Consider the following 24991-nt stretch of genomic DNA (forward strand, 5'->3'; position numbering starts at 1 on the left):
GGTTACCGGAACTCCCGCAGCACCGTCTCGACCCCGCGCAGGTAAGAGGAAACCCGTTCGGGGCGGTTGGCGAGGGCATAGCCGAGCTCGTGGAGGGCATTGTCCAGCAGGAACGAGCGGAGGAGGGTCTCGAGGTCGCTCCGCTCCGTCGGGACGAGGGGGCTTGTGCCCATCTGCTCCAGGTAGCCGGCCAGATAGCGGCAGCTCACGTGATACCAGCAGGCCTCCGCCCAGGGCTCCAGGAGCGGGATGTCGCCGGGATGGCCAGCGCCGTGGCGGGCAAGGGCCGTCAGGGTGGCGTTGTGGAAGGAGCGGATCATTCCCGCCACGTCCCGCAGGGGGGAGCGTTTGATGCGGCGCTCGCCGAGGGGCCGGTCCGGCTCGCCCTCCAGGTCGATGATCATGAAGTCCTTGCCGGTGAAGAGGACCTTTTCCAATCTGAAATTGCCGTGGATACGGCTCTTCATGGCCTGAATCCGCCGACCGACGATGGGGCGCAGGCAGGCGAGAATTTCCTTTTCCGCGGTCAGGATCCGGTCGGCCGCTGCCAATGCCTCTGCGGGCAGGTCTTTGTGGTGCTGGGCCAGGAGCTGGAGGCTGCGTCGGGCCTGGTTGCGCATGGACTGGTACACGGAGCGCTGGTAGAGGGTTGAATACTCCTCGGGCCGCCAAGCCGGGTCGTTCCCGCCGGCGGCGAGGGCCAGGTGGAGCTCGGCGGTCCGGCGGCCGAGAAGCCCCGCCATCTCCAGGTAAAAACCGCCGATGAGCTCTGCCGCCGGTTCCGGCACGGTGCAGGCGCTGCCGTCCATGAGGCTCGAAAAACGTGCCGGCGTCGGTGGCAGTTCGCCCCGGCGCGAGAGAATCCGCTCGAAGTATTGGCCCAAGAGGTGGAGGGAGAGCCGCCAGCCATCGCCCTGATTCTGGACGTATCCCTGGAGCAGGCCGATAGTGCCCGGCTCGGCGCCGGGATGCCGCAATTCCAGACTCCCCTGGAAGGGGGCGACGTTGGGGTAGCTTGATTTTGCGGTGAGAAACCGCGCCATCTCCACCTCGGAATTGATGCCCGGCTCCACCTTGCGGTAGAGCTTGAGCACGTGGCGATCGCCGTAGGTGATGATGCTGTTGGTCTGTTCCGCCTTGGGGAGTTCGGAGGCGAGATGACGCATCTCTTCCCTGGAGCCGATGCGTCCTGCTCCGGCGTGAACCGGCACGATGAGACTGTTTTCCTCGCCATGGAGCCGGCGCCGGCCGAGTGCCAGGGCAAGGAGCGCGTCCCTGAATTCCCGGTCATGGACCGCATCGCAGAGAATGCCCTCTTCGTCCCCCACGGAAAGAGCGGCTATGGCCGCCCGGGGGGATTCGGCGCTTACCCGCTTCGCTCCGGCACCGGTGAGGAACGCCACGGGAATCAGGTAGGTTTCCGGCGGGCCGTCCTGGTAGCGTACCTCAAGGAAGAAGATGGGGAACACCCGTTCCCCCTGCCGCAAGAGCACGGTGTCGCGCAGCACGTAGCCGATGATTGCCCTCGCTTTTCCCCGGAACCAACCGCTTCGCTTGAGGTATTCGGTGGTCACCCGTTCCAGGTAAGCGTCGCCCCTGGTCCGGCGGAGAGTCTCCCACCAGGGGAGTTCTCCCCGAAGCCTGATCCGCGGCAGTTCTTCCTCGGCCTGAAGCGGCGCTTCCCTGCGCCGCAGCAGGAACCAGAAGTGGTCGTGGGGGCCCAGGGTGAGGGGATAGGTGGCCTCGCGGATGACCGGGAAGCGATTCCGGCTGAAGAGGTCTTCGGGGGATATGCCGGCGAATTCCTGAAGGTCCAGGTTGATGGCCTGGGCGAAGCGGGAGAGGTTGACCACCACGAGGATCACTTCGTCCTCGTGGCGGCGGAGAAAGGCCAGGACCTTGTGGTTGGCCGGATAGAGCATCTCCATGGCGCCGCGGCTGAAGGCCCGGTAACGGCGGCGCACGGCGATGATGCGCCGCATCCACCAGAGCAGCGAGGTGGGGTTGCGCTCCTGGATGTCCACGTTTACCGCTTCGTAGTGGTATTCGGGATCGATGATGACCGGCAGGAAGAGGCGCTGGGGGTTGGCGCCGGAAAAACCGGCATTGCGGTCGGGGCTCCACTGCATGGGGGTACGGACGCCGTTGCGGTCCCCCAGGTAGTAGTTGTCCCCCATGCCGATCTCGTCGCCGTAGTAGATGACGGGGGTGCCGGGCAGGGAGAAGAGCAGGGCGTTCATGAGCTCGATCCGGCGCCGGTCCTTGCCGAGGAGGGGCGCCAGCCGCCGCCGGATTCCCAGGTTTATCCTGGCCTTGGGGTCCGAGGCGTAGATCCGGTACATGTAGTCCCGCTCCTCGTCGGTCACCATCTCCAGGGTCAGCTCGTCGTGGTTGCGGAGAAAGATGGCCCACTGGCATCCCTCGGGGATCGCGGGGGTCTGGTCGAGGATGTCGACCACCGGGAAGCGGTCCTCCATCTCGATGGCCATGTACATGCGGGGCATCAGCGGGAAGTGGAAAAGCATGTTGCACTCGTCCCCCTCGCCGAAATAGGCCACCGCGTCCTCGGGCCATTGATTGGCCTCGCCCAGCAGCATCCGGTTGGGGAACGAGGCGTCCATGTGCTGCCGGAGCCTTTTCAGGAAGTCATGGGTTTCGGGCAGGTTTTCGCAGTTGGTCCCTTCCCGCTCGAAGAGGTAGGGGACGGCATCCAGCCGCACCCCGTCGACCCCCATCCCCAGCCAGTAGTCGATGATCCGGAGCACTTCCGACTGGACCCGGGGGTTGTCGAAATTGAGGTCGGGCTGGTGGGAATAGAACCGGTGCCAGTAGTAGGCCTTGGCTACCGGGTCCCAGCTCCAGTTGGACGTCTCGAAGTCCTGGAAGATGATCCGGGTTTCCCGGTACCGGTCGGGGGTATCGCTCCAGACGTAGTAGTCCCGATGGACCGAGCCCGGTTTTGCCCGGCGGGCACGCTGGAACCAGGGGTGCTGGTCCGAGGTGTGGTTGAGGACCAGCTCGGTGATGACCCGGATGCGGCGGGCATGGGCCTCCCTGAGGAATTCCCGGAATTCGCGCAGGGTGTTGTAGCTGGGGTTGACGTTGTAGTAGTCGGCAATGTCGTAGCCGTCGTCGCGCAAGGGGGACGGGTAGAAGGGAAGTATCCAGATGGCGGTGATCCCCAGGGATTGGAGATAATCGAGCTTCCCCATGAGGCCCCGGAAGTCTCCCACGCCGTCGCCGTCGGAATCGGCGAAGGCCTTCACGTGGAGTTGGTAGATGACGGCGTCCCGGTACCAGAGGGGGGTGTCGTCCGACAGCGGTGTCCTGCGAGCCATTGGTGCCTCCGTGATAGTAGCGTGCGGCCGCGGATTCAGCGTGGAAGCTCTTCTCTCACTGCCTCAAGCAGTGCTACGGGGAAGTCGGCCAGCACGTCGGCAAGGGGCAGGATCGTCTGCCCTTCCCGCGGCGAGGTCACGACCCGTTTGCCGGTGAATATGTTGCGATAGGCGCAGCCGGCACTTTCGAACGGAATAACGAGCCGGGAGTCCTGCCAGGGTTCGCCACCCGCAGGAACTGCCCCCAATCGGCTGAAGAAGCGGGGTGCCACGGCAATGACGGACTCTCCGTCGTTGTACCGTTCGAAGGCGCAGACGTTGTCGCTGCGTTCGCCCTGAACCTCCAAGGGAAGATACTTGCCCGCTTCGAAGAGGTTCCGGTGATCCCTGCGGAAGCAGAGGGTCTTCCAGACCAGAAAGAGTTTGACTCTGCCGTCAGCCATGTCGGCGAGAAGTTCCCGGGCCAGGGCGAGGGTGCCCCGTTCCTGCTCAGCCAATCGCAATCCTTCCAGCATAACCGACCGCTTGTCAAAGTCCACCGGTCGCCGGTTGTCCGGGTCGACCAGGCTGAAATCCCAGAGTTCCGTCCCTTGGTAAAAGTCTGGGATGCCGGGGGAAGCCGCCTTGAGCAGGGTCTGGGAAAGGGAATTCAGCATGCCGCAGCGGACAAGGGGGGGAAGTGTCCGGCGCAGATCGGCAAGGAACCCGTTGGTCGGGACGTTCCGGAGAATGGCATCGACGAAGTGGTGAACCGCCTCCTCGTGGACCGGATTGGGGTTGATCCAGCTGGTGTTCACCTTGGCCTCCCGCATGGCCTTGAGCATGTACTGTCTGACCCGGTCAACGAACACCCCGTGCCTATCGGCCGTGAATTCCTCAGCGGGCCAAGCGCCTACAATGGTTTGGTAGAGGAGGTACTCCTCGTTCCGGTCCGGAACTTTAACCCCCTGCACGATCACTTTGTGGCCTCGATTCATCCGGCTCCAGCGCATCAGACAATCGTGCCAGAAGGTAGGATCTTCGGACAGGACGCTGATCCGGGCTCGTACATCCTCGCTCCGCTTGGTGTCGTGGGTCGATGTGGCCAGCATGGTGAAAGGGGTGCTGCGGGATCGCTCAATGTTTTGACCGTGGAACGCCTCCATTGTGAGCCCGAACCGTTCGGGCGTCCCACCCACCTCGTTGAGGGCGACGAGCCGGTTGAACACATAAAATGCAGTGTCCTCCAGCCCCTTGGCCATGACTGGTCCTGTGAGTTGCTGGAACTTCATGACGAAATCGAGCCATTGCTTCTGCTCTTCTCCGCCGGTGCTGTCGTAAAAACGGAGCAGGAGCACATCTTCGATGAATGTGAAGATCGATTCGCTCATGGCGGGATTGCGTCGTTTAGCCTTGGCCACGGCGTACTCTATGTACTGGCGGTCTCGGTCCGCCACCTTGCGTGTTGCCGTGTAGGTGCGGTAGACGGGGAAGTGGGCGATCACTTCCATCAACGCCCTGGTGAGACTGCCGAGGGTGAAGTCGCGGGTGTGGCGGTTGCTTTCCGAGAGGGTGTTCAGGTAGTGCCCTAGGGTGTTGATTTCGCCCCCCATGGAGAACCGCATGACCTGTTTCTTCTTCAAGTAGGTTATTTCGGCGAAATTCGGCCGTTCCTGGATGAACCGAGCGTACATCGCATCGAACTCCCGTCCGTTGCGGGTATCAACCATGAGGCCGGTTACGGCATTAGCGAATTCGTACCCGGTAGTGCCATGGATCGGCCAGTCTTCGGGGAGCCGTTCGTTCTTCATCAGAATCTTTTCACCGACGATGTAGAAGGGCATGGTCTGGGGCGAAACCTCCAACATTTCGTCGTACATTTGCAGGATCGTCTCTCTCAGGGTTTCCGGAGTCTCGCCAGCGGACCCGCCGAGGCTTGCCAGGCGCGTTTCCAGGAAACAGGCCCGCTGGAGCCGTCTGAAATAATCGGTGGGATCGTAGAGCCCGTCTGCATGATCGATCCGCAGGCCGGTTACCGTGCCTTCGCTCACCAATTCCATAACCAGGCGGTGGGTTTCCTCGAAAACCCGGGGGGTTTCCATCCGGATGGCGCCCAGGGCGTTGATGTCGAAGAACCGGCGGTAGTTGATTTCGTCCGTGGCGGTGCGCCAGTGAGCCAAGCGATATACTTGCTGGCGCAAAAGCCCGTCCAGAAGGTCAAAGCTGCGTGGATTCCCCTTCTCTCCATTGAAAATCCGGACGTTTTCATCGATGAACTCTTTGATAGGCCAGTTTTCGGAGCAAAGGGTCCACAGCCGGCGCTTGATTACCTCCTTCTCCCGGTAGCGTTCCCGGACCCGTTCCGTATCCCGCTCCGTGTAGAAGGGGAGATGGTCGATGGCCGTGACGATGCTCAGGAGTTCCCGGTATGCCTCGTGGTCAGGTGGGAAAAGCCGCTCCAGCTCGTGGAGCCGGTGGGTGAGTATCGGGCTGTAGGTCTTGGGGATGATGGGGAAGCGGTGCTCGTAATAGCTGATGAAAAATGCCCCCTCCTGGAAGGAAAGAACCAGTTCCCCGTTTTCCAGGATCGTCCCGTACTGGTCCCCCAGGACCGGGATCAGCACCTTGTCGGTCAGTTCCTTCTTGACCGGCGACCAGTCTACGTCGAAAAATTCCCCGTGAGCGGAGCTGGGGCCGTTTTCCAGCAGATCGAGCCACCGTTCGTTCTCTCCCCCTTCCACACACATGTGGTTGGGAACGAAGTCGAGGATCTGCCCCATGCCGTGGCGCTGTAGCATCGCACAGTAAGCATTGAAGTCGTCCCGGCTTCCCAGTTCGGGGTTCAGGCGGTTGTGGTCGACGATGTCGTAGCCGTGCATGCTTCCGGTACGCGCCTTCAGGAAAGGAGAGGCGTAGATGTCGCTCACCCCCAGGGCGTCCAGGTAGGGGACGAGCCGCGCCGCATCGCAGAAGCGGAAGTCACCCTTGAACTGCAGGCGATAGGTTGCTGTGGGGACACGTGCCTCCAGGGTAACATTTTGTTGCATTCATGCCTCCGGTACCGGGGGGAGGACGGCATTCGCGTTGAAATTGAGCCGTTCGCCCAGGGTGCGGAACTGACCGAACCACCAGTCATTGTGCGTGTCGCCCCCTCTGGACCGCTCCGTCAGTTCGCGCCAGAGTGGCCGGGCGATCTCCAGATAGATATTCTGGGCCAGCCAGAGGTTGAGGTCGATGGGGACATGGCCCGCAAGTTCCAGCAGCCCGGCTGCCTCGGTGAGAATGGTGCTGTCGAGCGGATTGTCGCGCAGGCAGGTCATGGCCTTTTCCAGCCTGCGGCGGATCTGGAATTCAAGGTCGATCCGCTCGATCTCCACCTCCCAGTCGGCGATCTCGCGCAGGATTTCTCCCACTTCGGCCTCGGCGATGCCGGGCTTGGTGAAGGCCCGGTCCAGCTTCAGGTTGAGGGCCAGTTGAGCCGTAGCCATGAACCGGTAGGGGACCGGCATGCCGGTCTGCCGGACGAATCCCATGAGGAGGCGGTAGTTGTCGTAGAGGGCTGTGTAGCGGTCTTCGAACTCAGTGAGCACGCCTCCGATCACCATGCCGAGAATCCGGCGCTGCTCGTCCCGGAACAGATCCCGCAGGGAGTAGTTGTGCATCCCGAAGTGGGCGTCCATGAGCCGGATGATCTCTGCGAAATCACTTGACTCAAAGGCCCTGGCAATTTCGATGACCATGGCCTCGTAAGCTTCGTTGCCGCGGAAGATGCGAACACCGCCATTCAGGGCGTGGTTGCCGAAATAGAGGACGCAGTAGGTGATCCGGGCCTCTTCACCGGTGGTAGTCGAACCGACCCACACGCGGCCGATGGCGAGCCGGGTCTGGCCCGCCGGGATCAGGCGGACATCCTCACTTTTTACCCGGTAGCTGAAGATTCGGGTCTCCTCCCCATACTCCTGGAATAGGGAGCTGACCGCAAAATGGGCCCCTACCTTGACGAGATCGATCATTGCCGGCCGGACGAATGCCTCATAGATCCCCGCGCCGCCACGGTAGTCGGGATTGTTGCCCCGCACCGCCGCCAGCCGCTGGAGAAACGAGGTTTCACTGCCGTTGCCGAATAGTTCCTGTGCCAGTTGGACGGCGCGGCCGGCATACTGGATCACCTGCACCGTTTCGATTCCGGAGAGTTCGTCAAAGAACCAGCCACAGCTCGTGTACATCAGAAGGAGGTGTCGCTGCATCTCCAGGAGCATCAGGACCCGGATTCGTCCGTCGTCGTTCAGGGGGCGCAGGGCATGGCGATTGACAAAGGACTCCAATCGGTCGGGGGAGCGGTCGGCAATCACCTGGAAGTACTGGTCGCGGGCCTGCCACGGATCGCGCAGAAGGGCTCCGGCCGCCATTTCGTAAGGTCCGGCCAGCTCATCCCTCAGCCAGTCGAAGGCATGGCGCAGGGGCCCGCGCCATTGCTGGTTCCAGTGGGGGTATCCCCCCGAGTTGCAGCCGCAGTCGCCGCGCCATCGTTCTATGCCGTGGATGCAGCTCCAGGAACTGTTCTCCACGATCTCAACCTCGTGCCCCGGCGGGTGGAGCTCCAGGAATTCCCCGTAATTGGTGAGGCGGGCCAGGCCGTTGTCCTCCAGATATGAGAGGGCGTAGGCCAGGGCCATGTCGCCGTGCATGTGGTGATGGCCGTATGTCTCGCCATCCGTGGCGATCGAGAGGATCTGGGCATGGTGCCGGCCGTCGTCGAATCCGGACAGGAGCCGCCGGGCGAAGCGCTCGCCATGGTCCAGCAGTTTCTCGAAGGCCACGGCCCGGGAGATGGGACCATCGTAAAAGAAGATGACGATGGAGCGTCCCGACGGCAGACGACAGAGATAGGGGCGGGTCGGATCGATGTGCCCCCCTTCGACGGAATGCCATTTCCGTCCGCCCCGGGCACGCATCCGCGCGGCCTGGTGCGGGGCGAGAATGGTGAAGCGGATCCCCTCGGCGGCGAGCACGTCGAGTGTTTCGACATCCACGGCCGTTTCGGCCAGCCACATCCCCTCCGGGAAGCGGCCGAAGCGTCGCTCGAAATCGGCGATGCCCCAGCGCACCTGGGTCTCTTTGTCCCGCCGGTTCGCCAGGGGCATGATGATGTGGTTGTAGACCTGGGCCACGGCGTTGCCGTGGCCCGAGCGCCAGCCGATGCTCAGGCGATCCGCTTCCTGTATGGCCCGGTAGGCCTGGGGAGAGTACTCCTCCATCCAGGCGAGAAGCGTCGGCCCGAAGTTGAAGCTGATCCGGGCGTAGTTGCTGACGATATCGCGAATGCGCCCTTCGTCGTCGAAGAGGCGCGACGCGCCGTTTGGGGCGTAGCACTCGGCGGTGATCCGTTCGTTCCAGTCGTGATAGGGGTGGGCCGAGTCCTGGATCTCCACCGCCTCCAGCCAGGGGTTCTCCCGGGGGGGCTGGTAGAAGTGGCCATGTATGCAGATGTATCGTTCCATAACAGTCCTTGATTGAGCCTCGGTCATCCTTCTTCAGTCGGCATCGGGTCGCCGTTCCGGCGACGGTCGTCTCGGTCCCTGCCATACAGAGCGACGCTGAACGGCGCGAGGGTGATCCCGATCCCTTCATCCCCTCCGTCGAGGGCTTCGGGCGCCAGTGCCCCCGGTCCGCCCCAGCGCGGTTCGGCCGAGTCCAAGAGTTTGCGGTAACGTCCGTGGCGGAAGGGTAGTCGAACGCGGCAGGATGTTTCGCCCAGGGCAAAGAGGACCACGAGTTCGGCCTGGCCCCGGCAGAGCCGGACGACCACGACCCTGTCCGCTTCCAGGCCGGTCACCTGGATTTCCTCCCGCTCGGGGCGGCGGAAATTGGGCAGTTGCCGCCGGAGCCGGATCACTTCCCGGTAGAAGGAGAATACCTGTCGGTGCCAGCCGACGGAGCGGAGTTCCGGATCGATCAGGGCGGAGCGGAATGTCGCTTCGTCCTGGGGGTCGGGGACTCCCGCCTCCCAGGCGAAGGCGGCGAATTCTTCGCGCCGTCCCCGGCGCACCGCCTCAACCAGCGCCGGATCGCCATGGCTCGTGAAGTAGGGGAACGGGGCGGTCTCGCCGTACTCCTCTCCCATGAAGATGAGCGGCAGGTAGGGGGAGAGGATGACTGCGCCGGCGGCCAGCTTGAGCTGCTCCGGGGAGAGGCGGGTCGATGGCCGGTCCCCCATGGCCCGGTTGCCGATCTGGTCGTGGTTTTGGGAAAAGACCACCATCCGGCGCGGGGGCTGATCCCCTGATGGGCTGCCGTGGCGGCGTCTGCGGTGGCGCGAGTATTCTCCGGAGTAGACGAACCCCTCGCGGAAAGCCTTTTCCAGATGGCTGAAATGGCCGAAATCGGCGTAGTAACCATTCCGCTCGCCGGTCAGGAGGGTCACCAGGGAGTGGTGGAAATCGTCGCACCACTGGGTGTGGACGCCGTGCCCGCCTGACTCAGGCGGCGCGATGGTCCGCACATCATTCAGGTCGCTCTCGGCGATCACGTGGACCGTCCGCCCCAGGTGCCGGGCCAGGGAGTCGACCGCCCGGGTAATGTCCCGCAGGATGTGGCCGGCGCTGGAGTCATAGATGCCGTGGATGGCGTCGAGCCTCAGGCCGTCCAGATGGTATTCGCTTATCCAGTGGAGTGCGTTGCCGATCACGTAGTGGCGCACCCCGTCGCTGCCGGGTCCGTCGAAATTGACGGCATCCCCCCAGGGGGTCCGGTAGTGATCGGTGAAGTAGGGGGCAAAGGCGTGAAGATAGTTGCCCTCGGGGCCCAGGTGGTTGTAAACCACGTCCAGGATCACGGCCAGCCCCCGCCGGTGGCACGCATCCACCAGCGACTTGAGACCGTCGGGGCCGCCATACGCGTGGTGGGGGGCAAAGGGGAATACTCCGTCGTACCCCCAGTTGCGGCTGCCCGGAAACTCGGCCACCGGCATCAGCTCCAGGGCGGTGATCCCCAGTTCCTGCAAATAATCCAGCCGCTCCACGGCCGCACCGAAGGTCCCCTCGGGCGTAAAGGTCCCCACGTGCAGTTCGTAGGTGATGAGTTCCTCCAGCGCCACTCCCCGCCACTGGCCATCGGCCCAGGCGAAGCTGTCCGGCGCCACGACCTGGGAGGGGCCGTGAACTCCCCCGGGTTGGCAGCGGGATGCCGGGTCCGGCCGGCGAAGGGTGCCATCCAGCAGGTACCAGTAACAGTCGCCCGGACCCATGCCCGGTATGGTCCCCTGAAAGTATTCGCCGACCCGGGAAAGAGGGTACGAGGCTTCTTCGCCCCGGGCACAGCGGATGACCTCTACGGAATCGGCCAGGGGGCTCCAAACCCTGAAGTGAACTCCTCCGGTGACGGGCGTCGCTCCGATATCCAGGCGCCACGGCGTCATCTCAGTCCCCTTCCTGTGCCGGCGCCTCCTGCTTGATGTGGAGGGTCCGGATCGGAAATGGTATTTCGATTTTCTCCCTGGCATAACGCCGATGGAGGCGTTTTACGAACTCATGCTTGAGGAGATGCTGGTCCACGTATTCCTTGCCCCGCAGGATCACGGTGAAATTGATGCTGAAGTCGGCAAAGGTGTGATAGCGGATGAACGGGTCAAAGCCGCTGGCTCCGCCCTGGACCTCGCGCAGCAGTTCGCTGGCCACCTCGACGGTCACCCGCTCCACATGATCCAGGTCGCTTGCGTAACTGACTCCCACCTGAACAAGCACCGCCATTTCCCGGTCAGGCAGGTTGTAATTCGTAACGATGGCGCCGGCCAGTTTTGAGTTCGGGATGATGACCATATTGTTGGGCAGGGTCTGAACGGTGGTGTTGCGCCAGGTTATGTCGTTCACGTACCCCTCTTCGCCGCTGGCGAGCCGGATATAGTCGCCCTGGCGGATCTGGCGGGTCGCGATGATGTGAAGCCCCGCAAAGATGTTGGACAGGGTGTCCTGGAGGGCGAGCGCAACGGCAAGGCCACCGACGCCGAGGGCGGTGAGAATCGGAGCTATTGAGATTCCGAGAGACTGGAGGATGATCAGGATGCCGATGGAAAAGACGGAGACTTTCGCAAGGTTGCTGAAAATGGAAATGGAGGGCAGTACCGCCTTTTTCGCGTAGTGGGTGACAAAGCCGGCAGCCAGCCTCATGAAGAAGAGGGTAGCGACAAGGATAATGGTTACGAGGAATATATTCCCCGCCAGTCTCTGCAGCCCTACGGTCATCGGAACCTGCGTCGCAACGCCGTACAGTCCTGTCAAGAGGGCAGAGTACAACAACAGCCCCCGCAGGGAGTCGACGACGATCTCGTCTCCCTCCCACGGCGTGCGGCTCGCGAGGACTTTCAGACGTCGCAGCACTACCTTGTCGAGTACGAGCCCGACCGCGAGGCTGGACGAAAGGATTCCCGCCGCCTTTAGAATACTCTGTATGTCGGAAAGGATAGTCATGGAATGTGTCGATTCTATAAATAGTTTGTGTACAAATCAACCATTCGTGGCCACTATTTTCATAACTATTCATGAATTCAAGAGGTTGTAGCGGACGGTATCGAGCCCGATGGGGCGAGGGTGGTGAGGCTGGCATGCCGTCCCGGAATTCACACCCCGGCCGTAATTAAGGGGGGGCTCCCTTTTGCGGTTTTTTCAACATGTGTTACGTGCCGAATGCCTTCGGATAAAACCGGTTTATAGTGTATGTATCATGTTTCTGCATGGTATCAAACGTTGCAGAATGGGCTATTAGAGCCCTTTCGCCGCATTTAGACCAAGTCGTGGATATATTTTTTTAGATCTTTTCTACAAAAAATGTTTGCATGCAAATCAAAAGTTGTTATATTTGGCTTGAAGTTTGACAGGGTCCGCTATCTTGCGACTGATTGCTTTGAGTTGAAAATTGTATTGTTTCGGTAGGTTGAGTTTTAAAAAATAGTGATAAGGTGTTGTGGATTCCATTAATGGGAGCCGGGTAGGGGTATGAGCAAACGAACTCTCCTCATAGTGACGGTCATCATTTCTTCATTCTTTGTCGTTCTGGGAATGAGAAATCCGGACCTGAACCGGTCGCCGGCTCCGAAGCAGCGCCCCAGAGCCGTCATCGAGAGCGTATCCAAGACCTCGGACAGGGTTGTCGCTCAGTCTGTTTCGGCTGTCGTGACTCTGTCCGCAGTCCTGCCCGCCCCGCCCAGGCCGATCCCGAATAGTCAGTTGGTCCCCGAGATATATTCTCCCCCTCATTCCCCCCTGCTTGCATCTCATTCCTCACGAGCTCCACCTCTCTCGTAGTTTCGTCGGACTAATCAGCCAAATCTGCAGCAAGTTTCATCGCGTTCCAGTCGAACGGACAGTTGCACGTGCCGGGCTCTCCGGTGTGCATGACGGTTCTCTCCGCTCTGCGTCGGTTGTGGCATGACGTGGATGGTTCCGGGTCCGGGGCAGTGTATCCGGTGTCCGTGATGGTGTTCCTTTCCGGTTCTGACCGGGTGCATCAAGGAATGCGCTGCACGGCCCAGGTTAAGAATCCGTCAATTTCACGAAAGAGTGAGGTGAGCATGTATGCGAAACGACAAATTCGCAGGACCTGCCTACACGATACAGATTGTCAGCAATGCGCTCGACATGCTTGAGCTGCTGGCCATGCGGCCGGCTAATCCGTCGCTTGGAAGGCTCGCCGGATCGCTCAACCTGACCAGAAACAAGGCATATCGGCTTCTTTCTACCCTGTGCGAACGTGGCCTTGTGGAGCAGGACCCGGAAACCGGCACCTATGCGATTGGCGTTGCGGCGTTGGAACTGGCCCAGAGGCTCATTCGCCAGGCTCCTGTCGTGAACCATGCCCATCCGATCATGGAGGAACTGGCGAGAAAGCATGACGAAGCCGTCTATATGACCGTTCTGCGGGGCGATGACGTTGTGTTTCTCGACATGGTGGACTGTGAGCGTCAAGTGAAGGCCATGCCTCTCATCGGCAGGCGTTTCCCCTATTTCACGAACGCGGCCGGCAAAGCCATCAAGGCTCTTGAGGGCGCCGACCCGTTGAATCTTTTAAAGAAGCGCGGCAGGAAAAACAATTCGCTTGATGTGGGATCGTTGCTGAGTGAACTGCACGAGATCCGACATAAGGGCGTGGCCGTCGACTGCGGTGGGCTCGGGGACGGGATCGTGAGCGTTGCCGTGGCAGTGCGGGACTATGCCGGGAAAGTGGTCGGAGCGATCACGATGCTCGTGCCATCGTTCAGGGCTGTGGCCGACCGGCTGGAGAGCGAGATTATCCCATCCCTGCAGGAAGGGGCCGACCTGCTCTCGATGAAGCTGGGGCACGGGCCATGCTGAAGGCCACGCCAGATATCGCGAAAGGAGGTGGTGGAGCGCCGACGACAACAATGGGGGAGCGGGACGCCGCTTCATTATCCATGAACACACAAGGAAAGGAGTAACTCCCATGGCTGAAAAGCAATACGATTGGGCGGCCATCGCCCGCAATCCGAAATTCGTGGAACTCCACCGGAAGAAGACCACATTCCTGGTCGGCTGGTGGGTGTTCTCGACCGTTTTCTACTTCCTCCTTCCCATCGGCGCGGCCTACGCGCCGGGCCTCTTCAAGATCAAGATCCTGGGTCGGATCAATATCGGCTACCTGTTCGCCCTCTCCCAGTTCTTCGTCTCCTGGGGGATCGCCATGTACTACGCCCACGTGGCCAACAAAGACTTCGACCGGCTCACCCGCGAGCTGGTGGATGAGCTCAAATAGGAAGGAGGTCTGCGATGAGAAAATGGATTGCCGGCATCACCCTGGCCCTCTCCCTGGGCTCGTTCGCCTTCGCTGAAGAGCCTGCCAAGGCTCCGGCCGCCCCCGGCGCCCCGATGGCCGCGACCGCACCGGCCGCTACTACTCCGGCTCCGGCGGCAACCGCTCCGGCGGCCGCCACCGACCCCGCCAAAGTGGCCACCCCGGCCTCGGCCGAGCCCAAGAAGATTAAGGCCAACCCGATGGTCACCATCCCCATCTTCCTGATCATCATCGGCGTCACTATGGCCGTTGTCGTCTGGTCGGCCAAGAGGACCAAGTCGGCCGCCGACTTCTACACCGCCGGCGGCGGCATCACCGGCACCCAGAACGGTTGGGCCATTGCGGGCGACTACATGTCCGCGGCCTCCTTCCTAGGGATTTCCGGGATCATCTCCCTCTACGGCTACGACGGGTTCATGTACTCGGTGGGCTGGCTCGTGGCCTACATCACGGTGCTCCTGATCGTGGCAGAGCCCTGCCGCAACGCGGGCAAGTACACTCTGGGCGACATCCTCTCCTTCCGCACCGAGCCCAAACCGGTCCGGGCAGTTGCGGCTCTTTCGACCGTGACGGTCTCCACCTTTTATCTGACCGCGCAGATGGTCGGCGCCGGCAAGCTGATGCAGTTGCTGATCGGGATTCCCTACAAGTTCGCCATCATCGGCGTCGGCATCCTCATGGTCGGCTACGTCGTGTTCGGCGGCATGACCGCCACCACCTGGGTCCAGATCATCAAGGCCGGCCTCCTCATGTCCGGCGCATTCCTGCTCTCGATCCTAGTCGGCCTCAAGTCGGGCATGAGCCCGTTCCAGTTCTTCACCGACATTGCCACCAGCCCCAACATCATCGAGCACGTCCAGAAGGTGGTTCTCAAGGACCCCGTCGCCGTGGCGGGCTTCGATTACGGGCAGCGCTTCCTTGAGCCGGGCCTCTTCCTGAAGCAGCCCCTCGACCAGATCTCCCTCGGCATGGCCCTGGTGCTCGGCACCGCCGGCATGCCCCACATCCTGATGCGCTTCTTCACCGTGCCCACGGCCCAGGCCGCCCGCAAATCCGTTATCGTGGCCATGTTCATCATCGGCTCCTTCTACATTCTGACCACGCTTCTCGGCTTCGGCGCCGCTATCCACGTGACCCCGCAAGCCATTTCCAAGGTCGGAAAAGGCGGCAACATGGCCGCCATGATGCTGGCCCAGCAACTGGGCGGCGACATCTCCCCGTTCATCGGCGACCTGCTTCTGGCGTTCCTTTGCGCCGTTGCCTTCGCCACCATCCTGGCCGTGGTTTCGGGTCTGGTTCTGGCCGCTTCCGCCGCCATCGCCCACGACATCTACGTGAACGTCATCAAGGACGGCCACGCCGACCAGCACGAGCAGGTCATGGCCGCCCGGATCACCTCCCTCTGCGTCGGCGCCGCCGGCATTGTCATCGGCATCGCGGCCGAGAATCAGAACGTTGCCCACCTGGTGGCCCTGGCCTTCGCCGTTGCCTCCTCGGGCAACCTGCCGGTCGTGGTCATGTCCCTCTTCTGGCGCAAGTTCAACACCGCCGGCGTCATCTCGGGTCTGGTGGTCGGCACCGTTGCAGCCATCGCCCTGGTGATGGTCTCCCCCAACATGACCTATCCAAAGAAGGTTGCCGCCGACGCCCAGAAGGTGGTAACGGTCCTGGAGAAGAAGCAGGCCGATGGCGCGGTCCTCACCGAGAAGGAGGTGAAGGACCTCGACAAGGCCAAGGCCGACTACGAGAAGAACAAGGACGGCAAATCCATGCTCGGTCTGGACAAGCCGCTTTTCGGCTTGAAAAATCCGGGTATCATCTCGATCCCGCTCGGCTTCCTCGCCGCCATCATCGGCTGCCTGGCCTTCCCGAGCCGGCGTTCCGAGGAAATGTTCGACGAGATCTACGTCCGCCAGAACACCGGCATCGGCATGGCCAAGGCTGTCGACCACTAGCAGCCGCACTTGGCGGCACATCGGCAAGGCTGGGGGAAAGGGAAACCTTTCCCCCTTTTTTATGTGACAGGCGGGTAGCAGAGTTCTTCGCTGCGCTGGTCCGAGTTGGCTCAGATTCCCTGATGCACCGGTTGATGCGCGCCTAGACCGAGTTTGCATCGCGCCGCAGGTACCTGTAGGTCCAGACTTTTATGAAATCGTTCAGGACAAACCAAGCCAGGGCGTATCCCCAGACCAGCAGGGCATTTTTCCAGCCGATCGACGCCAGAAAGACTCCGTAGACCGCAAAGAGCGTCCCAAGGATTTCGGTCAGGGTCGTTGCGGAAAAGAGCAGGGGCGAGGGGAAGGGTTTCTGCCAGAAATGCTTTTCCGTTCTGGTTACGTAGATAGTCGAGTGACCGGCCACGACAAGCTTTAGGAAAATGAAGCTCTGAACCACATCCTGAGAGAGGTGCATATATTCCTCGGCAATGTAGAAAATACCGAAGCTCGAGATGACCCCGGAGATCCCGAGGACTGTGGCCAGCGTCAGGACTTCGGTCATGTTCCAGCGCACGGGCCTGTCATCCACTTTCGTGTTGTCGTAGGCAATGGTCAGGATCGGTATGTCGTTGAGGAACGCCAGGATGATGATCATGATGGCGGTGACCGGATAGAAATTGAAGACGACGATGGAGGCGGTCATGAACAGGATGACCCTTATCGTTTCAGCTACCCGGAAGATGCTGTAGCCCTTCATCCGCTCGAAGGTGACTCGTGCCCCCTTGACTGCATCCACGATCACGGACAGCCCGGGAGCCAGCAGGACAAGGTCGGCCGCAGCCCTGGCGGCGTCCGTCGCCCCGGAAACCGCGATGCCGGCATCCGCCTTCTTTAGCGCCGGCGCATCGTTCACCCCGTCACCGGTCATGCCGACGATATGGTCGGATTTCTGGAGTTTTTCGACTATGAGGTACTTGTCTTCGGGGAATACCTGGGCAAACCCGGAGGCGCTTTCAATGACCCCGATGATTTCCGATTCGTGCCGTTTAACGTATCCTTCCGGGAGCTCGATCCGCTCGAACTCCCGCTCCAGTTCCTTCACGACTCCCCTGGCAAAGTGCTGCGCCTCCTCTTCGGTTATCCCGTCCGACATTTTCCGGTAAACGGTCCGGGCGACGATTTCTCCCAGCAGGACAAGTTCGCGAGTGCTGGCGCCCCTCAGGTCCCGGGCGTCGAAGATCGTGGTGCCGATTCCCAGGACGGCGGCAATCTGTTTTGCTATGGCCAGGTTGTCCCCCGTGATCATCTTGACCTGCAGCCCGAGTTTCATGGCTTCTTCAATGGTGGACTTCGAGTCCTCACGAGGGGGATCGAAGAGGGGAATCAGGCCGAGGAAGTCGAACATTCCGTCTTCCGGGCGTTTCGACGCGACGCCGAGCGTCCGGTAGCCCTTCTCGGCCAGCTCTTCGACCGCGTCCAGGATTGCCTGCCGGTCGACCCGCTCTCCGCAGAGCTCCAGGATCACCTGGGGCGCCCCTTTGGTGACGAGAAGCGTTGTGTCCGCGAGCTGAACCGTTGCTTCGGTCCTCTTGCTCACAGGGTCAAAGGGGGTGAACTTTAGGTGGCGATAGGCGGGCATATCGTCGAGCCCTCCCGTTTTCCTCAGATACTCGAAGATGGGAATCTCGATCGGATCGCTGTTTTCCTCCTTCGAGGCAAAGGCAGCCGTGCGCATCAGTTCTTCGACCGTATGTCCAGCAAACGCCTTCGGTTCGGAGACGGTCATCCGGTTCTGGGTCAGCGTTCCCGTCTTGTCAGAACAGAGGATATCAACTCCGGCCAGTTCTTCTATGGCGACCAGCCGGCTTACGATGGCCTGTTTCCTGGCCAGGTTCATGGCTCCAACCGTCATGGTCACGGTCAAGACTGCCGGCAGGGCGACCGGGATTGCGGCAACCGTGAGCACCAGGGTGAACCTCAGGATTTCAAGCATGTTTTCATGCCTGAACATGGCCGTTATCAGGATGATAGTCGCCAGGAACAGGGTGATGATAATCAGGTAATTGCCGATATGGACCACGGCCTTCTGGAAGTGACTCTTTTCCTCTTTCTGGGCACGGGCCACCAACGCTACCGTCCTGCCGAAGAAGGTTTTCAGCGCCGTGGCGGTTACCACCCCGATCATTTCCCCCTGTTTGACGATGGAATTGGAATAGGCGATATCTCCCGTTTTTTTGGCAACCGGCAGAGATTCGCCAGTCAGGGCCGACTGGTCGGCCTGCAGGAACTCACCCTCAATGAGCTTGATATCAGCCGGGATCATGTCCCCAATCTTTACCTTGACGATATCCCCGGGCACCAGACTCCTGGCATCCAGCGGCGCGAGCTTCCCATCGCGCAGAACCAGGGCCTGTTTTGCGAGCTTGCTTTTCAATACCTTGAGGGCGTTCAGGGCCTTGGATTCCTGCCAGAAGTCCAGGGCTGCGTTGGTAAGCAGGAGAACCGCTATGATTGTGAAATCGTCCCACTTCCGGAGCAGGGCGGAAAGGAGCGCCGCCGTTTCGATCATCCACGGGATGGGTCCCCAGAAGCGTCTGGAAATTCGATGAAGCAGCGATTCTTCCCGCTCCGGGATCTCGTTGGGACCGTATTCTTTCAACCGCTCGGCGACTTCCTCCGGTGAGAGCCCGCGCTCCCTGTTGGTTCTCAGCGTCTCCAGCGTTTCCTTCACCGACAGCTTTTCATAGTCCGCACTTGTCGTTGCCATGGTGCATTCCCTCGCTGTGCCTCGTGATCTGCCCGGTGCTCCAATGATCCGTGGTCGCCTGACGTCGTGGCGGATGTCTAGTTGCGCAACCAGCCATCATCTCCCTCCCGAGGAGCTGTAGTGCCCGCTCAAATCTCCACCTGCTGACCAAGTTCGACCACCCGATCGGGCGGGAGGTTGTAAAATGCCGTGGCCTGGAGGGCATTGCGCGCCATGAAGGCGAAGAGCTTTTCCCGCCAACGGGGCATTCCGCTGACCTTTTCAGTGGAGATAAGGGTTTCGCGACCAAGATAAAACGTAGTCGTCTCGGGACTGGTGACGAGCCCCAGCGGCTCGCACTCCCGCAGTATGACCGGCACGTTGGGGCTCTGCATGAAACCGTAGCGCACGATGAGCCGATAAAATCCCTGCCCCAGGCGTTTCAGCTCGATCCGCTCGGAGGCGGATACGCGGGGGATGTCCTCGGTCAGGATGGTAAGGATCACCACCTGCTCGTGAAGGACCTTGTTGTGCTCCAGGTGATGAATGAGCGTAGGAGGGGCAGGAAAGAGCCTTCCCGACATGAAAACGGCAGTGCCGGGAACTCGTTGAGGAGGCTTTGCGGCGAGCTCCTTAAGGAAGGAGGGGAGGGATGTCGCCTGGGCAAGCAGATGAGTGGTGACGAGCTCCCGCCCCCTGCGCCAGGTAATCATGACGGTGAAAACCGTCAGTCCGGCTGCCAGCGGAATCCATCCCCCGGCGCCCATCTTGAGGATATTGGCCCCGAAGAAGGCCAGGTCGACGGCGAGAAAGATCACCGTGAGCCCGGCAACGGCGAGAGGGTGCCAGTGCCAGCGTTCCCGCATGACAAACCGAACGAGAAGGGCGGTAATGACCATGGTGGTTGCAACCGCCACACCGTAGGCCGCTGCCAGGCCACTCGAACTGCCGAAGCCGGCCACAAGTGCGATCGTGGCGAGCATCAGTGCCCAGTTGACGGCCGGGATATAAATTTGTCCGATTTCCTCGGACGAAGTCTGAATGATTCTCATCCGTGGGCTCAATCGCAACTGAATGGCCTGTCGGGTCAGGGAAAAGACGCCGGAAATGACCGCCTGGGAGGCAATGATGGTGGCCATGGTGGCGAGAAGAACCAGGGGGTAGAGCGCCCAGGCAGGGGCCAGATGGTAGAAGGGTTCCGTTGCCTCGGACGGGTCCTTCAGCAGCAACGCCCCCTGACCGAAGTAGTTGAGCAGCAGCGCCGGCAGAACGCAGCTGAACCAGGCCAGCCTGATGGGGAGCCGGCCGAAATGTCCCATGTCCGCGTACAGGGCTTCTCCTCCGGTCACCACCAGGAATACTGCGCCGAGAACCTGAAAGCCGCTCCACCCGTCCCGGACGAAAAAGAGGACTGCATGGAGCGGATTCAGGGCGCCGAGCACTTCCGGGGCCATCATGATTCCCCTGATCCCGAGCAGGGCGAGCACCGTGAACCAGAGAACCATGACCGGGCCGAAGAGCGCGCCCACGCGGGCCGTGCCCCGGTGCTGGATGAGGAAGAGCAGGATCAGGATGACGACGGTAATAGGAACTATGTAGGGGTGAAACAGGGGGGTCGCGATCTTGAGCCCTTCGATGGCGCTCAGGACCGATATGGCCGGGGTGAGCGTTCCATCCCCGTAGAGCAGGGCCGCGCCGAAGAGTCCGAGAAACACCAGGACTTTGCGCGGCGGCCGGTTTTCATCCCCCCAGGGGTTGAGCAGCGCCGTCAGGGCCAGGATGCCCCCTTCGCCCCGGTTGTCGGCCCTGAGGACAAACACCAGGTACTTGAGGGAGACGATGAGAATCAAGGCCCAGACGATCAGTGAAAGAACGCCCAGGACGTTGTCGGGTGTGGCGGGGTGGGGGTGCTTGCCGTGAAAGCACTCGCGCATGGCATAGAGGGGGCTCGTGCCTATGTCGCCGTAGACGACCCCCAGGGCTGCCAGGCTCAGTCCCAGTGACTGACGAACAGTGCCGGTATGTACCGTGCCGTTCTTTTCCATGATTATCCTATTGCTCCGGCAGGAGCCACGCCACTGCGGGAGCTGTTCCCGGCACGCTGAAGCGCTGGTCGGAACACCGCACGCGGATCGTGGCGTTCCTCCATGGGCCGGGCGTGGAGGAATCCTACGCCTGCGGAGGTTTTTCGTCCGGGGGCTCGGACCGGAGCAGGTCGAGTGAGTGGTTGCTTGCTTCCAGTAGGCGACGGCATTCAGTCAGTTGTCGACTGCGGGTGAAGCGTGCCGGGAGCGAGGCGAGGTACATGGTGAGGACGCCGATGGCGAAACTCATGAGGAGGACGAGAACAAGGGCACCCTCGAAATACCAGCCAAGGAAGTGGACCTGTACGGTTTGGGAATTCTGAAGCGAAAAGGTGACCATCAGCGCGGCAAGAGCTGTTGCGAGAACCAGAGCGGATTTCATGGCGTCTCCTTTGTGGTGGCGGAAACGGGGAAGCGTCTCCCGGGCCGTTTGTTACCAGTAATCGTACTGGTAGGTGAGGCCCATGATAAAGAGGAGGTCCGAGTTGCGCTTACCCGCTTCCGGTCTGCTGTTGAAGCGATAATCAACCTCCAGGTTGGCGGCGATATCGTTCACAAGGGAGATTCGCACCCCCTGGTCAGACCTGAGCGTGACCCCAGACACCGAGGGGGTGTAGTACCCCTCCTGCCGGTGGAAGATCTTGAGCCTGTCGGGAATCGCTTCCCAGTCGAACCCGACCGCCCAGCGCCCCGAAGCATCCTGTCGGTCTTCGCCTTCGATGACATCTTCATTGAAGTAGGAGATGCCGGCCTCCGCGTAAAGGTTAAGGGTACGATCGTCGAAGAACTGGTAGCCGACTCCGAGACCTTCGGTATTCCGCAGATTGAGGTTGGCGAAGGAGTCCTTTTCCAGCAAGGTCTGAGCGTAAGTGTAGACCTTGTCGGTCGTGAAAAAGTCGTACTTGAGGCTGCCGAGAGAGTTTCTGGCAGTGGTCCGCGAGTCGGCCTCCCCATAGGCATACTTGGCCTCCACGGTGAACCGGTGGCGTTTCGTCCGCACCTGGAACAGGGTCGAGAGCGTAGCGGCCTTGGTGTCCGTGTTGCCCGTGGCGATGCTTCCGCCGGCGGTCAAAAAGCCGTGGTAGGTGGCCGGATTCACTGAGCGGAGTTCCTTGAGGGAGATGGGGGCCGTGGTTCCGGCCCGGGAGCTTTTTATCCGGATGGCGCCATCGGTGCAGTTCACGGGGCCGACGAGGACTTCATAGTCGGAGAGTTGCACCGTGAGGTCTCGCTCGGCTGAGATGCAGTCCACCTGTTTCCAGTCGATGCGCACCTTGTCGTCGGCGTAGGGGAGCTTCACCGTCAGGCGGTCCTTTTCCATCCGGATTATTTCGCCGTTCAGGCGATCTCCGTTTTTCAGCCTGATCTCGTCGGCCCGGCATGCCACTGTGGCAAGGCTGAGCAACAGGAGAGAGTTGGTCAGGTGTCGGATCATTCAGCATTCCTCCAGTTGATTTGACTACAAAGAATAACAGGCAACAGCCCGCAGTGCAAAGGGGTGGCGGGAGTGCGGCTACTGAAGGCGGAGATTCCGGGGAAGTGTCCGAACTGAGGTGGACTCCGGCGCGTCGGTTGTGGAGAGGGGGAATTGCTGTTACTGTTAACGGATACTGAAACACGCTGCCGGAAACGGCAGCAGAGGAGCGCCGTGCCGAACGCCTACATCCGCTACAGGATAAAGCGCCTGCGCGAATATATCGCCGAGCGCACGTCCGGGATCGATCACCGTGCCATCATTAAAAACGCGGTGGCAGGGGCCGAACTGTCCGGCAGTTACGTGTCCCTGCTGCTCCTGGCGAGCCTCATAGCCCTGCTCGGGCTGCTGACCAACAGTGTGGCCGTGGTCATCGGAGCCATGCTCATCTCTCCCCTCATGGGGCCGATCCTCTCCTTTGGCCTTGCCTTCACCATCGGTGACCTGGCCCTGGCCAGGCGGGGGCTGCGGGTCATAGCCGTGAGTGTCGGGCTCACCATTGCACTGACCGCATTCATGACACTCCTGTCCCCGCTTAAGGAGCCGACAACCGAGATCCTGAGCAGAGTCCGCCCTAACATCTACGACCTTTTCGTGGCGGTCCTGGCCGGCACCGCCGGGGCCATTGCCCTCTGTACCAAGAAGAACTACATGATCACCGCGACCGGGGTTGCCGTGGCCACCGCGGTCATCCCCCCGTTGTCGGTCGTGGGCTTCGGCCTGGGCAGCGGGCATCCCATGCTCGGGCTGGGCGGGTTTCTCCTGTTTTTCACCAACTTCGTGGCCATTGTCCTGACGGCCGATTTGGTGTTTTTCCTCTTCAACTTCCGCAGTTCCATGGTTTCCGAGGAAACGTACCCGGCCCGAAAGAGGCTTCTGATCCTCGGAACGGTGCTTACGATGTTGTCAATCCCGCTCGTTCATACCCTGGTGACAGACCTGCGCAAGGTGAAACTCACCAAGCGGGTGGAACGGGTGCTGAAACTGCACCTCGAGAAAGAAGCCCATTCCAGGGTGACTGGATTTTCGGTTCAGGAGAAGGATGGCCGGGTTGGCGTGAATGTGATGGTCAATACGGTCAGGCCCTTTGAGAAGAAGGCAGAGGAGGAGATCGAGAAGGAGATCGGCTCATTCCTCGGGCGGAACGTCGAGTTGAACCTGGAACAGGTGGTGGTGACGGCCGGTTCCATCGAACCGAGGGCCGAGCTGTCGTCCGTCCTTTCCACGGGTCAGACCGCGCCTGCCAGGGACGAGAGCGCGGCAGCGGTTCAGGCATCCGCATCCCGCCTGCTGAGGGACGTGCGGACCGAACTGGAGGCGCTGACGTCACCATTTGCCGTGGAGGACATCGGTCTGGGCTTTGGCGAAAAACCGGGGCCGGCCCGGGTGTCCGTGGTTCTCCGACGCGACTACCCCCTCACTGACGACGAGCGGCTGCTGCTTGCCCGGCTCCTGGAACGCAGGCTGCAAGTACCGGTGTCTCTCCGGGTGGAGCTGGCGTCGTTCCTTCCTCGGGTCATTTTTGACGAAAAGGGAGACCTCTCCCGGGAGAGCATGGCGGCGATGGCATTGATCAAGAACCTGCCCGGCGGGCCCGGAGCTTTTTCATTCAGGGTGGAGGCCGGGGGGAAGGACGGCCGGCGGCATGCCGACCGACTGAAGCGCTACCTGCAGGAGGAACTCGGTGTACCGGCCGCCAGTGTGACGGCTGTGGCCCGGCCCGGCACGGGCGCATCGGTTTTGGTGGTGCGACGGTAGCGACCCGCGGCGGTCCACGCGTTGGAAACCCACAGAGCGATGGAGAAGGGAGGGGATGCATGTCTGAACCGGCCAACGCGGCAGGGGACGGAGTGGCCCTGGCGAGCCGCATCCAGCAGCTGCTCCTGCCGAAGACACCGCCGGTCTGCAACTGGGGATGCATCGGAGTGATGAACCGGATGGCGACCGCCCTGGGCGGCGACTATTTCGACTTCATCTCCATGCCCGACGGCCGGGAGGTGGTGTTCATCGGTGATGTAACCGGCCACGACATCCAGTCGTCAGTGGTGATGTCGTTGGTCTACGGTTTCCTGCACCACTGCGCGTTAACTGTTGATGATCCCTTCACCATGGTATCGCAGTTGAACCGGTTTCTCGTACGTTTTGCCGATCGCGGCACGGAATTGGATCATCATTTTTCCTCCACTCTCTTCCTTGGGATCATCGATCCTGCCTCCCTGCGCCTGGAGTATGTCAACGCCGGACATGTTCCGCCGCTGCTGTTGAGGGGCAACAGCCTTCACCGTCTTGACACCACGTCACCGCCGGTCGGTTTCTTTGCCGAGGCAGAGGTTACGACCGGCTGCTTCCGGCTGGAGCGGGGAGATCGCCTGCTCCTCTATACGGACGGCATCCTCGATGCGTCCAACGGAACCGAGACCTTTGGTGCCGCGAGGCTCGACGCTTTTCTTGCCACCACAGGCGGAAGCTACACCCGATTCATGGATGAGCTTGCCGCCGCACTGCGGAACTTCGGGGCGGGCGACCCGCCTGATGACGACTGCAGCGCCATCGTGATCGATGTTTGATCATCCGGGCCGGATGCCATGCTCCGGCCGTTTCCTTGCAGCCGCCGGCTCCACCGTTAGAAT

Annotated in this window: 14 protein-coding genes; 5 read left to right on the forward strand and 9 right to left on the reverse strand. The window is 61.3% G+C overall.

Translation table 11 applies throughout. From position 1 onward, the window contains the following. Positions 1-2: 2 nt before the first annotated feature. Genes treS through AABA48_RS03085 form a run of 5 tightly spaced genes read right to left on the reverse strand, consistent with a single transcriptional unit; the run spans position 3 to position 11782 of the window. Complete coding sequence (treS, locus tag AABA48_RS03065) at positions 3-3338, reverse strand: maltose alpha-D-glucosyltransferase (RefSeq protein ID WP_338271053.1); 3336 nt, start codon at positions 3336-3338, stop codon at positions 3-5. Between the two features lie 35 nt (positions 3339-3373). Next, entirely contained in the window at positions 3374-6364 is a 2991-nt protein-coding gene (locus tag AABA48_RS03070) for a malto-oligosyltrehalose synthase (RefSeq protein WP_338271056.1), read from the reverse strand. Then, positions 6365-8818, reverse strand: a complete 2454-nt coding sequence (locus tag AABA48_RS03075) for a DUF3536 domain-containing protein (RefSeq protein WP_338271058.1) — start codon at positions 8816-8818, stop codon at positions 6365-6367. Positions 8819-8841: 23 nt separating this feature from the next. After that, a complete protein-coding gene (treZ, locus tag AABA48_RS03080) occupies positions 8842-10734 on the reverse strand; it encodes a malto-oligosyltrehalose trehalohydrolase (protein ID WP_338271060.1) in 1893 nt (630 codons plus the stop codon). Position 10735: 1 nt separating this feature from the next. Then, positions 10736-11782 carry a mechanosensitive ion channel family protein gene (locus tag AABA48_RS03085; RefSeq protein WP_338271062.1) on the reverse strand — a complete coding sequence of 349 codons (1047 nt, stop codon included), beginning with the start codon at positions 11780-11782 and terminating at the stop codon, positions 10736-10738. 1104 nt (positions 11783-12886) lie between these two features. Here AABA48_RS03085 and AABA48_RS03090 point away from each other — a divergent pair. From AABA48_RS03090 to AABA48_RS03100, 3 genes are all read left to right on the forward strand, one after another. Continuing rightward, positions 12887-13663, forward strand: coding sequence for an IclR family transcriptional regulator (locus AABA48_RS03090; RefSeq protein ID WP_338271064.1), 777 nt, complete (start codon positions 12887-12889; stop codon positions 13661-13663). Between the two features lie 109 nt (positions 13664-13772). Continuing rightward, positions 13773-14081 (forward strand): DUF485 domain-containing protein, encoded by a 309-nt coding sequence (locus AABA48_RS03095; RefSeq protein WP_010942988.1) that lies wholly within the window; start codon positions 13773-13775, stop codon positions 14079-14081. A gap of 14 nt (positions 14082-14095) precedes the next feature. Further along, the gene (locus tag AABA48_RS03100) at positions 14096-16075 is read left to right on the forward strand and encodes a solute symporter family protein (protein WP_338271065.1); all 1980 of its coding nucleotides are present in this window, start codon (positions 14096-14098) and stop codon (positions 16073-16075) included. 142 nt (positions 16076-16217) lie between these two features. On the opposite strand, the gene AABA48_RS03105 is transcribed toward AABA48_RS03100, so the two are convergent. From AABA48_RS03105 to AABA48_RS03120, 4 genes are all read right to left on the reverse strand, one after another. Beyond that, a complete protein-coding gene (locus tag AABA48_RS03105) occupies positions 16218-18824 on the reverse strand; it encodes a plasma-membrane proton-efflux P-type ATPase (protein ID WP_338271067.1) in 2607 nt (868 codons plus the stop codon). Between the two features lie 128 nt (positions 18825-18952). Continuing rightward, the gene (locus AABA48_RS03110) at positions 18953-20848 is read right to left on the reverse strand and encodes a potassium transporter Kup (protein ID WP_338271069.1); all 1896 of its coding nucleotides are present in this window, start codon (positions 20846-20848) and stop codon (positions 18953-18955) included. 124 nt (positions 20849-20972) lie between these two features. Next, positions 20973-21269, reverse strand: a complete 297-nt coding sequence (locus AABA48_RS03115) for a LapA family protein (protein WP_338271070.1) — start codon at positions 21267-21269, stop codon at positions 20973-20975. A 51-nt stretch (positions 21270-21320) separates the two neighbouring features. Beyond that, positions 21321-22322, reverse strand: a complete 1002-nt coding sequence (locus AABA48_RS03120; protein WP_338271073.1) for a DUF481 domain-containing protein — start codon at positions 22320-22322, stop codon at positions 21321-21323. Positions 22323-22535: 213 nt separating this feature from the next. Here AABA48_RS03120 and AABA48_RS03125 point away from each other — a divergent pair, with 213 nt between their 5' ends. Together AABA48_RS03125 and AABA48_RS03130 are read left to right on the forward strand one after the other, a co-directional pair. After that, positions 22536-24119: a TIGR00341 family protein gene (locus AABA48_RS03125; RefSeq protein ID WP_338271074.1), complete on the forward strand. Its 1584-nt coding sequence runs from the start codon at positions 22536-22538 to the stop codon at positions 24117-24119. Between the two features lie 59 nt (positions 24120-24178). Continuing rightward, positions 24179-24928, forward strand: coding sequence for a PP2C family protein-serine/threonine phosphatase (locus AABA48_RS03130; protein WP_338271075.1), 750 nt, complete (start codon positions 24179-24181; stop codon positions 24926-24928). Positions 24929-24991 lie beyond the last annotated feature (63 nt).

This window comes from Geobacter sp. 60473, from assembly GCF_036323535.1.
Classification (GTDB): Bacteria; Desulfobacterota; Desulfuromonadia; order Geobacterales; family Geobacteraceae; genus Geobacter; species Geobacter sulfurreducens.